11 protein-coding genes are annotated in these 12,206 nt (G+C 46.8%); 5 read left to right on the forward strand and 6 right to left on the reverse strand.

Features of this window, described 5'->3' with window-relative positions:
* Positions 1-156 precede the first annotated feature (156 nt).
* The 6 genes from lysS to AB1797_04130 form a co-directional block, all read right to left on the reverse strand.
* Entirely contained in the window at positions 157-1,614 is a 1,458-nt protein-coding gene (gene lysS / locus AB1797_04105; GenBank protein MEW5766796.1) for a lysine--tRNA ligase, read from the reverse strand.
* 167 nt (positions 1,615-1,781) lie between these two features.
* On the reverse strand, positions 1,782-2,498 hold the full coding sequence (locus AB1797_04110; GenBank protein ID MEW5766797.1) for a hypothetical protein: 717 nt from the start codon (positions 2,496-2,498) through the stop codon (positions 1,782-1,784).
* A gap of 36 nt (positions 2,499-2,534) precedes the next feature.
* Positions 2,535-2,738, reverse strand: a complete 204-nt coding sequence (locus tag AB1797_04115) for a hypothetical protein (GenBank protein ID MEW5766798.1) — start codon at positions 2,736-2,738, stop codon at positions 2,535-2,537.
* Positions 2,735-2,965 (reverse strand): DUF433 domain-containing protein, encoded by a 231-nt coding sequence (locus tag AB1797_04120; protein MEW5766799.1) that lies wholly within the window; start codon positions 2,963-2,965, stop codon positions 2,735-2,737. Before AB1797_04120 ends, AB1797_04115 begins: the two co-directional genes overlap by 4 nt.
* A 9-nt stretch (positions 2,966-2,974) precedes the next feature.
* Positions 2,975-4,765 (reverse strand): BatD family protein, encoded by a 1,791-nt coding sequence (locus AB1797_04125; protein MEW5766800.1) that lies wholly within the window; start codon positions 4,763-4,765, stop codon positions 2,975-2,977.
* On the reverse strand, positions 4,765-5,019 hold the full coding sequence (locus AB1797_04130) for a hypothetical protein (protein ID MEW5766801.1): 255 nt from the start codon (positions 5,017-5,019) through the stop codon (positions 4,765-4,767). The genes AB1797_04125 and AB1797_04130 overlap by 1 nt, the downstream gene beginning before the upstream one ends.
* A gap of 368 nt (positions 5,020-5,387) precedes the next feature.
* On the opposite strand from AB1797_04130, the gene AB1797_04135 reads away from it, so the two are divergent.
* The 5 genes from AB1797_04135 to AB1797_04155 all read left to right on the forward strand — a co-directional run bounded on the left by AB1797_04135 (position 5,388) and on the right by AB1797_04155 (position 12,153).
* Positions 5,388-6,059 (forward strand): DUF4159 domain-containing protein, encoded by a 672-nt coding sequence (locus tag AB1797_04135; protein MEW5766802.1) that lies wholly within the window; start codon positions 5,388-5,390, stop codon positions 6,057-6,059.
* Between the two features lie 456 nt (positions 6,060-6,515).
* On the forward strand, positions 6,516-6,953 hold the full coding sequence (locus AB1797_04140) for an NUDIX hydrolase (GenBank protein ID MEW5766803.1): 438 nt from the start codon (positions 6,516-6,518) through the stop codon (positions 6,951-6,953).
* Between the two features lie 233 nt (positions 6,954-7,186).
* Positions 7,187-8,011, forward strand: coding sequence for a dihydroorotate dehydrogenase electron transfer subunit (locus AB1797_04145; protein ID MEW5766804.1), 825 nt, complete (start codon positions 7,187-7,189; stop codon positions 8,009-8,011).
* Positions 8,012-8,078: 67 nt separating this feature from the next.
* The gene (locus tag AB1797_04150; GenBank protein ID MEW5766805.1) at positions 8,079-9,488 is read left to right on the forward strand and encodes a class II fructose-bisphosphate aldolase; all 1,410 of its coding nucleotides are present in this window, start codon (positions 8,079-8,081) and stop codon (positions 9,486-9,488) included.
* Complete coding sequence (locus tag AB1797_04155; protein MEW5766806.1) at positions 9,475-12,153, forward strand: valine--tRNA ligase; 2,679 nt, start codon at positions 9,475-9,477, stop codon at positions 12,151-12,153. Before AB1797_04150 ends, AB1797_04155 begins: the two co-directional genes overlap by 14 nt.
* Positions 12,154-12,206 lie beyond the last annotated feature (53 nt).

A 12,206-nucleotide genomic window follows, 5' to 3' on the forward strand; every position in this document is an offset into this window, starting at 1 on the left:
ATAAGGTTTTTAGCAAGAGTAATAATATTGCCCGCCCATTTCACCCTCACCCTATCCCTCTCCCATCAAGGGAGAGGGAATTTTGCTTTGTCTCCCAACTAACTGCTTAACTTAGTTTTGAGTAGTTCCGATTTTGTATCCCTCAGAACTCGAAACTTAAGTTCGCATAAAGGGAAAAGCGATGACATCCCGAATAGAAGCAGAATCAGTCAAAAGCATGACCAGCCGGTCAATCCCAAGGCCTAACCCTCCAGCCGGCGGCATGCCTAACTCTATGGCCTCCACAAAATTCTCATCCATTGGCGTGGCTGTTTCAAGCCCGGCTCGCTTTTTTTGGGCTTGTTCTTCCAGCAGGCTCCTTTGAAGAATGGGATCATTAAGCTCTGAGAAGGCGTTGCCCAGTTCTATCCCACCTACAATGGGCTCAAATCGCTCGATTAAAGTCGAGTCCTCCCGGTGGACCTTACACAAAGGAGACGTTTCTCTGGGGTAATCGTAGACAAAAGTCGGCTGAATTAACTTCGGCTGAACACAATGCTCAAATATCTCCAGGATAAGGAATCCCTTTTCTTGATTAAAATCGACCTTCTCTTCTATCCCCAGTTTTTTTATTTCATCACAAAGCGCCTGGTGAGAGAGTTCGCGACAATCAAGGCCGGTAAACGCCTTTATAGCCTCGAAAAGCTTAATTCTCTTCCAGGGGACCTTGAAATCAATCTCCATCCCCTGGTAATCAATCCTGGTGGTTCCCGTTATGCTTAGACAGACATATTCCATCATCTGCTCGGCTAACTTCATTATCTCATTATAGTCAACATAGGCCTCATAGCTTTCCAGAATGGTGAACTCCGGATTGTGAGACTTATCAATACCCTCGTTGCGAAAAGTCTTGGTAAGGGCATAGACCTTTTCAAAGCCCCCGACCAGGAATCGTTTCAGATACAGCTCAGGAGAGATGCTTAAAAATACATCCTGATTAATGGCATTCACATGGGTAGTAAAGGGACGCGCTTCAGCCCCGCCATATACCGACTGAAGTAAGGGAATCTCCACTTCGTAATAGCCCTTCTGGTTTAAGAATTCACGGATAGCCGCAATAATCAATGTCCTTTGCTTGAACACCGCCAGGACATCCCGATTCATAATCATATCCAGCGATCTCTGTCGGTATCGAAGTTCTTTGTCTACCAGGCCGTGATACTTTTCAGGAAGTGGTTTAATCGACTTGGTTAAGATAGAAAAATCACTTACCTTGACGGTAATTTCCCCGGTTTTGGTCTTAAACAGGGTGCCGACTGCCCCGATAATGTCACCAGTCTCCAATAACTTACTCAGGCCATATTTCTCTTCACCCAGCCCATCCATTTTAAAATAAAGCTGAATGACGCCTGCCCAATCCTGGATAGTCATAAAAGAGGCCTTACCCATGCGTCTTACCAGCATTATCCGACCGGCCAGTGAAACCACTTGTTGAGAATCCGCCAGGTCTTCAAACTGCTCTCTCAATTGCTGGGAATTAGAGTCTACTGGGAAAGAATAAGGATAAGGATTTATCCCTTTCGCCTTGAGCGCTTCTAACTTTGTGATTCGAGACTGAATAAGATCATCCGACATAAGTATAATCCTCCCAAATATCTACTCAGGTCTTCATTGATGCTCGATACTCAAGCATCGAGCATCGAGCATCAAGCATCGAGCCCCCTTCCCTCAGGCGGCCGTGGCTGAACGGTTACGAAATATTATAGCCCCGATAAATAGCAAAGTCAAGAAAAATCCTACCCCTATATCTCTTCCAGCCTTTCTTCTATTACCCATCCCTTAAGCCCCTCCTTGGGCAGACCTACTTCCAACCAGCCTTCTCGCTGGTTCAAGATAATAACCCGCTTCCCCTCCGGCAGGCTGATGCCCACCGAATAGTCCTCCCCCGGACCGTTTCGGGCGGCGGTCTTTTCTAAGACAATAGCCGGTTTATGGGCCTGTTCATAATAAATCTTTGTCCCCAGGCATAAGCCGCTCAAAAGAAAGATAATAGCCATGGCCAGATTTAATCGAAGCCAAAAAGGGCCTGACCTGAACAGGTAAATGATAAGCCCTAACATGAGGAGCCAATAAAAAAGGGTGGTGAAGATGGTCAATTCGTGGATTGAAAAGAGGTTGAGGCCTCGCTGCCACCAATGATCCTTAGATTCGTTGATCAAGGCCCTGGCAAATTCCAGGTTAAAGCGAATATCTTCATCCCTGGGGGAAAGTCTCTTAGCCCGCTCATAATTCAGGATAGCCTGGCCCAGTGCCTTATTCCTGAAATAGGCGTTACCTAAATTATAAAAGAGGGTAGAGTTTTTTATTCCCCGCTTGATTATTTCCTCATATCCCTTAGCGGCCTCGGCATAATCTCCTTTTTGGTAAAGGCCATTGCTTTTGGCAAATATCTCTTCCGCCTCCAACGTGGCTTGCGCCGATCCAGCTTGAGCGAAGAGGAGAGAGCTTAGTATTACCAATATTAAGATCGATTTCTGTCTTGGAATCATTTGTAGTCAGATCCTCTCAATAAATCTCGATCCTCGATCCTCGCTACTTGATGCTCGATGCTTGATGCGGGTAAAGGATCCAGTGTCCAGTATCGAATATCCAGTATCGAGCATCGAGGATCGAGCATCGAGCCTCATGTAACATTCTCGCGCACAACGCAAATGTTGCGGGGTAATAGTATATACGTCTTGATCCAAAAGAAACTTCATGCTGCCACCGCCATATGGATATCTTCAACTGCTACGACATCAATAGCATACTGAATACATGCCCGGATGTCCTCAAGTTGGAGTTCAGGATAATAATCCATTACTATTGTTAAAAAAGGAATACCTTCTCGCACCAGTTCAAGGACATTTTGGACCGGAATTCGGGTCCCTGCAATACAGGGTTTACCAAAGTGGATGGTTGGATTAATCTCTATTCTTTCTCTCATTTTTGTCTTTCACCTCCCTTTCCCCATATTCTTTTTCAGGCTCTTAATCAGATTAAGCGCTCTGGAGTAACTTTGTTTCATCTGTTCCAGGCTGCTTTTAGCAGAGGCGAAGCGAATTAAATGAGATTCCTCAATAAGGCTTCTTAATTCTTCTATCTCGACCTCATCTATTCCACTGGTCCTGAGTTTGGCCGCTATTTCCTCTTGAGTAAGACCGGCCGCGGACATATTCAATCTATCGGCCAGATAGGACCTTAGACCGCTTTCCAGAAGGGTGTAAAACTCATGTGACTCTTCCGGTCGGAGTTTGCCTTTAGCTTTAGAAAGTCTCCCTCTGGCCTCCCGGTAAGCCCGCTTTGACCTGGCATAGGCCGGGTCAAGCTCTAATTTCCGCCTCTTGAGCTTGACGCCTAAGGCGCTCAAAAAAAGTAACAAAGGAACTAAGTTAGCCAGGTAAAATAGCTTGTTCTGGTAGAGCATCCTGGAGCTATCTTTAAAATTTATCTCTGCTTTGATATAGCGAATGTCTTTGGCCATCACCTTTACCCCTTCGGGGGTAAGGGGAGTGGTTGAAATCTCCTCTTTTGGGCCTGAGGCGGCTTCAAGGTAGAGAGGCGCGGTAGATTTTGTCTCATAACGTTTCTTCCCGGGATGAAAAAAGGCGAACGATATCCCCGGAATCTTTAACTTCCCCGGCACCTGAGGGATAAGGATGGTCTTGAAGGTCTTTGAGCCGCTGACCGTGTAGTTCTCCTTGGAAATATTCAGGGAGCTCAGGGTCTCATAACGTCTGAATTCGGGAAGCTCCGGCAAGTCTACTTCCTGAAGGGTCTTAACATTTCCCTTGCCTGAAATCGCCACCGTGAGGGTAATGGGTTGACCGGTCTCAATCTTTTTTTTATCCAGGCTTGAGGTAATAGAATAATCTCCTACCACTCCTTTAAAATTAGCCGGCTTTCCCTTCTCCGGCAGAGGCAAGACCTCGACGGCCAGGGGTTTAGTGCTTAAGACCCTGGTTTTGCCCCGACTGAAAAAATCCCGGAAAAAGAAGTCCCGGGAAAAGGCATCGGGTGAGAAGTCATCTACCGTGCACTTAAGTTTGGCCTCACCGATCTGAAGGTTCCCCGGTGTAGTGGGAAAGAGGGCCGTCTTTATCTCTGTAATTAAATACCGGGAGCCGTTGATGGCCGTATAATATTCCTTCTGGGGCGGGAGGTCTTCGGTGAAGAAACCGGTTGTCTCCGGAGGCACGTATTCCGGCCTGGAGAGCAGATTTATCCGGCGATAAAAGCGAAAGGTTAAGATAACCTCTTCATTGACATAAGCCTTCTGTTTGTCTACTTCAGCGGTAATAAAGACGTCTCCCTCTGCCTGTCTTTTTTCAGCCTGCAGGGGGCTCTGGGTTGGCGCTTGAGGTAAAGGGGCCCCGGCTTCGACTACTTCGATAGAGATAGGTTGTGTTTCATAGGTCTTATTCTGGTAAGTAAGGGTAACCGGACCGATGATAAATTTTCCTACCTTTTTAGGGACCAGGATGTAGTTAAAGGTTAGGGCCGACGAGATTCGCCCATTAACAATGGAGATACTTTGCGACCGACCAGAGGAATAGATGTTAAAGTCGGACATTGGAGGCAGTTGAGGTGAGGGAAGCGAGCCACCTCCCCCGGAGAGAGAGACCGATAGCCTTAACTGATCATTCAGCGTGACTTTGCCTCTATCCACCGAGGCCGAAAGCGAAAGCTCCTGGGCAATGACCGGAGTTGATATTAGAAATATTATTATGCTTAAGATTAATCTCACTAAGACCATTTATCTTGCCCAGCTTCCTCAGTAACAGTGCGACTTTCATAAATTTCCTCTATCATTTCGTCAATAGAACGATCGTCTTCCCAGGTTCCACTCAAGGCGAGTAATCTTTTGGTCTTATCAGTGACAGGCTTTTGAGGCAATTTGTCATCTAGAAAAGTAATAATTACATCTATATTGGGAGGTATGTCAACTTTTTCCAGTAGCTTAATTTGGCGCCCATCGTAAATACCTCGAATAGCAAGCATTAAAGAAACACCTCCTTTGGTAAGACAATAATCCCCCAAGTTGTTAAAATACACTTAGCCACTAAGACACTAAGACACTAAGATTACACTCCACAGATTACTTACCGAAATCAGGCGTTATCTGTCTTCTGATTTGTGTTCTTTTTGTGCCTTAGTGGCTAAAATATGGTAAGTTTAGCTATTTGTTTGCTCATTGAAATTTTACTCAGCCTAAATTTTAGCATGAGGATAAGGTAAGTGTCAAGATAAATGATTTGACAAAGACATAAAAGGGTGATAGAATTAAATCAGAATTGCTTCAATTTAGGGTAATAGATGGTGAAGGCTTCGACATTTGAGGTTAGCCATCTTCTGGAAAGGAAATCTCTATGCGGTCAAGATTATTTAAATTACTGAGCCTAATCTGCCTTCTTTGTTTCCCGGCCGCCTCTTACCCGGCTGAACAGACCAATTTTGTCTTTACCGTGATTAAGTATGGTGGCGGAGGGGATTGGTATAATGGCCTGTCTGGGGTGAGGAATTTCCTGGGGGAACTAAATAAAAGGACCAATGTCAAGGCCTCACCCAAGGAAAAGGTGTTGGAATTGACTAATCCCGATCTCTTCTATTCCCCTTTTGTCTACATCAATGGCCACGGCAATATTAAACTTACCCCAACGGAAGTGCTCAGGCTAAGAAATTATTTGGAGCACGGCGGGTTCCTCTTTATAAACGATGATTATGGGCTGGATGAATTCATTAGACGGGAGATGAAACGGGTCTTTCCGGATAAGGATTTTGTGGAACTCCCTTTCGATCACCCCATCTATCATAATCTTTATGACTTTCCAGAGGGTTTGCCCAAGATTCATGAGCATCACGGCGGTCCTCCCCACGGCTACGGTATCTACCATCAGGGGCGATTGGTAGTATTCTATAACTATAATACCGACATCGCCGATGGCTGGGAGACGGAAGAGGTTCACCACGATCCCCTTCAGAAAAGGGAAGCGGCGGTCAAGATGGGGATAAATATTGTCCTTTATGCCTTGACGCATTGATTATTAGCCAATAGCCAATAGGCAATAGGGCATTCTTCCCTATTGGCTATTGCCTATTTAACCCAAAGGGACTAAAGGGACTAAAGGGACTAAAGGGACTATTGCCTATTGGCTATTGACTTTGACTTTCGGCCCCATGCTGAGTTCCATTACCGAAAAATAGGGCATCGTTTCAAATCGCTACTTGAGAAGGGAGAGATCGGTTTACACTTTTTGTTCTCCAACCGGAACACAAAAAAGTCCCAAACTGGCTTTCAGAGCGGGAAAAGGCTGTTTATGTTTGCTGCACACATTGCCTAAAATTGCTAAAAGTGTAAAGCTGCTATTTCAGCATTTTGAAACGATGCCAAAAATAGTTTTAGGAGAGTAACCGATGACTGCCGTAGATAAAGAGAAACTAAGTAAACTTTTTAACAAACTTAACCAGGCAAAGACCAGGATTCTTGAAAGAGGAAGATGGAAGAGATCCGAATTAGAGTGGCGGTGTTGATAATTGAAGAGGGTAAGATTTTGCTGGTCCAGCACCATAAGGATGGACGAAAATATTGGCTCCTTCCTGGCGGCGGGGTAGATTATGGTGAAACCCTGGTTGAATGTGCTAAAAGGGAGATTCGGGAGGAAGCCAACCTGGAGGTAGAGATCGAAGACCTGCTCTTTATCAACGAGTCTATCCCTCCTGACCGGCATCGGCATGTCCTGAATCTTTATTTTAGGGGCAAAATAACCGGGGGGAATTTGCAAATAGGGCAAGAACCCATCCTGGATGCCATTGAGTTTGTGGATTTGAGCCGATTAGATTCCCTCACTCTTTATCCTAACGTCAAGCAAGAGATCAAGGACCTGGCCGCAGGGATTAAACCGGAAGTAATTAGTCTCGGAAATCGGTGGGCGTGAAAAACTGCTTGATTTTAGGGCAATAATTTGATATACTGAGTGCCGCAAAGCCGTAACCAAGAGGAACACAGATTTTACTAATTACACAGATTATTTGTGACTATTCAGGTTGATAGACTGAAGGTGGAAGGCTTTTAAGGCTGAAGACTGAAGGCTATTGAACTTCAGCCTTCAGTCTTCAGTCTTCAGTCTTCAGCCTATCTACCTGAGTAGTTGGGCGGCGTAATTTGAGAATGAGCGATCATGTTGTTGGATGGGCAGAAATAGAAGGAAATATAGAGGTGGCCGAAGGTCACTTTCGGATGAAACTTTTTGCCCCTGGTATGGCCAGGACAGGCCGGCCAGGTCAGTTTGTACATGTCCGCTGTAGTAACCAGTTGGATCCCTTGCTTCGCCGTCCTTTTAGCCTGCATAGAATCAGAGATCAACACATAGAGATTCTCTACAAGGTAGTCGGTCAGGGGACAAAACTATTAGCCGCCAAAAAAGCCGGCCAGAAATTGGATGTTCTTGGCCCCTTAGGGAAGGGATTTTGGATTGACTCCCTAAAAGAAGGCATCTCTGTTCTGGTGGGAGGAGGTATAGGGGCGGCTCCCCTTCTGGCCTTAGCTGAGGAGCTAAAGAAGCTAGGGCAGGAGATACTTATTTTGATTGGAGCCGCTACCAAAGAGGGATTGTTGGCACTTCAGGAATTCTCTCAACTCGGCTCCCTGGAAGTGGCTACCCTTGATGGCCGCCAGGGCTATGCCGGTCTGGTGACTGATTTGTTAATCAAGGCCGTTACCGACCGCCAGGTGGCGCAAATATATGCCTGTGGGCCGAAAGCTATGCTAAAGGAGGTATCCCGGCTGGCTGAAGCAGGGGGATATCCGGCTCAGGTTTCTATGGAGGAACGGATGGCCTGTGGAGTGGGGGCCTGTCTGGGATGTGTGGTTCCGGTTCGACGCTTGGGAAATCAAGCTGGAAGAGAACATAAGGCCTCGAATAAAAATGAAGCCGCTTACCAAAGGGTTTGCCGGGAAGGACCTGTTTTTGACGCCAGGGAGATAGTCTGGTAACTCTGGATTTCGGATTTCGGATGGGGATAAATCCGCAATCCGCAATTTAAAAAGGAGGGGTTATAAATTGAAATATGAGGGACTGAAAGACCTGATCGCTTCTTGGAAAGGCATAGTAAATAACCAGGGTGAAATAATAGATTCAACGGGTTTTTACCAATTACTTTATCCTTTAGTTTACACCTCGGTCTTCCATCCCGATCCAGAGGTAATTAATGCCTGCCAATGGCTTATCTGGGAAGGAGCGAGGAGTATGGGATTATATCCGGCTTCTATCCAGAAATTATACGAAGCCAAAGGCAGAGGCGAATGCCTGGGGACAACGGTACCGGCCATAAACCTTCGGGGGCTGACTTACCACGCAGCCAGGGCGGTCATTCGGGCCGCCAAGAGGAACCGTTCAGGAAACTTTATCTTTGAGATCGCCAGGTCAGAGATAGAATATACCCATCAATCGCCGGCTGAATATGCCACGGTAGTGATGGCGGTGGCTTTGCAGGAAGGCTATCAAGGTCCCCTCTTTATCCAGGGGGATCATTTTCAGATTGACGCCCAGGCCTATCAGGAGGATAGAGAAACAGAGCTGAAAAAAGTCAAGGAACTAATCAGGGAGGCGGTCAGGGCCGGATTTTACAATATCGACATCGATGCCTCCACCCTGGTTGATCTGACCAAACCCAATCTCAGTGAGCAACAAAGGCCTAATTTCGAGGTTACGGCCCTTTTGGCCGCCTTTATTCGAGAAATCCAACCTGAAGGTATAACCATCTCCATTGGCGGTGAGATAGGCGAGATAGGTGGGAAGAACAGCACGGAAGAGGAGCTTCGGGCTTATTTAGACGGCTTGAGGAATGAGCTGGAAAATATCTCCCCTAACTTGACCGGCCTGAGCAAGGTTAGCGTCCAGACCGGAACTACCCATGGTGGAGTAGTTCTCCCCAACGGAAGTGTGGCCAGCGTAAAATTGGACTTTGATACCTTAAGAAGACTCTCTCACGTAGCTAAAGAAGAGTACGCCCTGGCCGGAGCGGTTCAGCATGGGGCTTCTACCTTGCCGGCCGAAGCCTTTCATCACTTTCCGGGCACCGATACAGCCGAGGTTCATTTAGCCACGGAATTTCAAAATATGATTTATGATGACCATGGCTTTCCTCCTGAACTCAAAGAGGAGATTTACGCTTACCTGAAGAAGGAGTGTGCTTCGGAATGGAAGGAAGGCCAGACGGAAGAACAGTTTATCTATAAAACGAGGAAAAAGGGATTCGGCCCTTTTAAAAAGCAGATATGGGACCTACCCTTATCCATTCGGGAAGGAATCAGCCAGCGGCTGGAGGAGAAATTTCATTTTCTCTTTCATGAACTTCGGGCAACCGATACCTATGATATGGTTAGAGAAAGGATTACACCTGTTTATGTGGCCAAGCCCATGCCGGAGGGCCTGAAAGGGCTAATGGAGGAAATAGATGTCGGAACATAATATCCCTAAGGCCTACGATCCAAATAAAGTCGAAGAAAAATGGTACCATCTTTGGGAAGAGAAGGGCTATTTTAAAGCTGATTCTAATTCGGCTCTGCCGGCTTTTTCTATGGTCATCCCACCCCCCAATATAACCGGTTCCCTTCATATGGGACATGCCCTAAATAATACCCTGCAGGATATTCTAACCAGATGGAGGCGTATGCAGGGGTATACCAGCTTATGGCTGCCGGGGACTGATCATGCGGGTATTGCCACGCAGAACGTGGTGGAAAAGGAATTGGCCAGGGAAGGAAAAACCAGACAGGATTTAGGCCGGGAGGCATTTATTGACCGGGTTTGGTCCTGGCGAAAAGAATATGGCGGCCGAATTATTAATCAGCTTAAACGCCTGGGTTCTTCCTGTGACTGGTCTCGGCAAAGATTCACTATGGATCCGGGGCTTTCTAAGGCTGTCAAGGAGGTCTTTGTCAGGCTATATGAGGAGGGCTATATCTATCGGGGGAGCCGGATCATTAATTGGTGTCCCAGATGCCAGACGGCCTTATCCGACATCGAAGTGGAATATGAAACCTTAAACGGACATTTGTATTACCTTAAATATCCCATTCAGCGAGAAGAAACCTCTTCCCGTCTGCCGCACTATATTACGGTAGCCACGACCAGACCGGAAACTATGCTTGGGGACACAGCCGTGGCGGTTAATCCTGAGGACAGAAGATTTTCGGCTTTGATTGGCCGGCTGGCCAGACTGCCTATCCTTGGCCGCCGGATACCTATTATTGCCGACTCCTTTGTTGATCCTGAATTCGGAACGGGGGCCGTGAAGGTCACGCCCGCCCATGACCCCAATGACTTTGAAATCGGGGAAAGACACCAACTTCCCAGGATAAATATCTTAAATCCGAACGGAACCTTAAATAAAGAAGCCGGTCCATATCAGGGAATGGATAGATATGAAGCCCGAACTAAACTCCTGGAAGACCTTGTTGGCGAGGGTCTTCTAAAGAAAACCGAAGAATATCAATATGCGGCCGGTCACTGCTATCGTTGTCGAACGGTGGTGGAGCCATATCTTTCTGAGCAGTGGTTTGTGAGGATGAAAGAACTGGCTGAGCCGGCTATTAAGGCCGTAGAAGAGGGTAAAACCAAATTCATTCCTAGTTCATGGGAACGCACCTATTTTGAATGGATGCACAATATCAAGGACTGGTGCATATCCAGACAGATTTGGTGGGGGCATCGAATTCCGGTCTGGTATTGCGCCGATTGTGGGGCCACCCTGGTTAAACGAGAGACTCCTCTCAGATGCGACTGCGGTAGCAGCGCCGTTAAACAGGATGAAGACGTCCTGGATACCTGGTTCTCATCTGCCCTCTGGCCTTTCTCAACGATGGGCTGGCCGGATAAGACAAAGGATCTGGAAACCTTTTATCCCACCGCGGTTCTTTCTACCGGATTCGACATCATCTTTTTCTGGGTAGCCCGGATGATGATAATGGGGCTGAAGTTTATGGGGGATGTCCCCTTCAGAAAGGTCTACATTCATGCCCTTATTCGGGATGTGGAAGGAAAGAAGATGAGTAAATCAGCGGGAAACGTTATCGATCCCCTGGAGGTAATCGAGGATTATGGGGCTGATGCCTTGAGGTTCACTTTAGCGGCTCTGTCAACTCAAGGCAGAGACATCCTGCTTTCAGAAGATCGAATAAGGGGCTACCGTCACTTTTGTAATAAGGTCTGGAATGCTAACAGGTTCATTCTGATGAACATGGAGGGAGTCAATGAAGCCCGAAAAAAGGAAGCAGACGAATATTCTTCCTTAGAATTGGCCGATCGGTGGATACTCACCCGGTTTAATCAAGTTATTAAAGAAGTCACAGATAATCTAGAAGAATTTAAATTCAATGAGGCCGCCCTGGCCCTTTACAACTTTATCTGGCATGAATTCTGTGATTGGTATTTGGAAGCGGTTAAGATAAGACTGTATGGAGATGACGAGGATAAGCGAGGGGGTGTCCGGAGGCTTCTGCTTCGTCTCTGGGAAGGCAATATGAAATTACTTCATCCTTTTATGCCCTTTATTACTGAAGAAGTTTGCCGGTCATTACCTAATGCGGCTGGTGAGAGCATTATGGTGGCTGCCTGGCCGACCATTGAGGAAAATAAACTGGATGAGGCGGCCGTGAGCCGGATGGAACTGTTGCAGGCAGTAATCTATACTATCAGAAATATTCGGGGAGAGATGCGAATTCCCCCCCAGGTTAAGGCAAGGGTCCTGATTAATACCCCTTCCCCAAATGTGGCCGGGATTATCAAGGAACATAGGGATTACTGTCTTTTTCTGGCTTACCTTTCTTCGATTGAGGTTGGGGTGGATATAAGGAAACCGCCTGCTACGGCTGCCTCAGTAGTCAGAGGGGTGGAAGCTGAGGTCTATATGCCACTCGAAGGGTTGATTGATCTGGAGAAGGAAAAAGCTCGCCTGGCCAAAGAAATAGCCGCCGTAGACAAGGAAATAGACCAGATCAATAGCAAATTAGCTAACGAGAGATTTAAACAGCGAGCCCCCCTTGAGATCGTAGCCAAAGAAGAGGTGAGGTATAAGGAGGCTATGGCAGCAAGCGAGAAGCTCAGACGCAATTTAGCCGCCCTGGAGAGCTGAAATGCTGGCCACCGTCTACACAGTCCACATAGTCCACCGTCCATAGAAAGCCA

It is taken from the genome of bacterium (genome assembly GCA_040753085.1).
Classification (GTDB): Bacteria; UBA9089; JASEGY01; order JASEGY01; family JASEGY01; genus JASEGY01.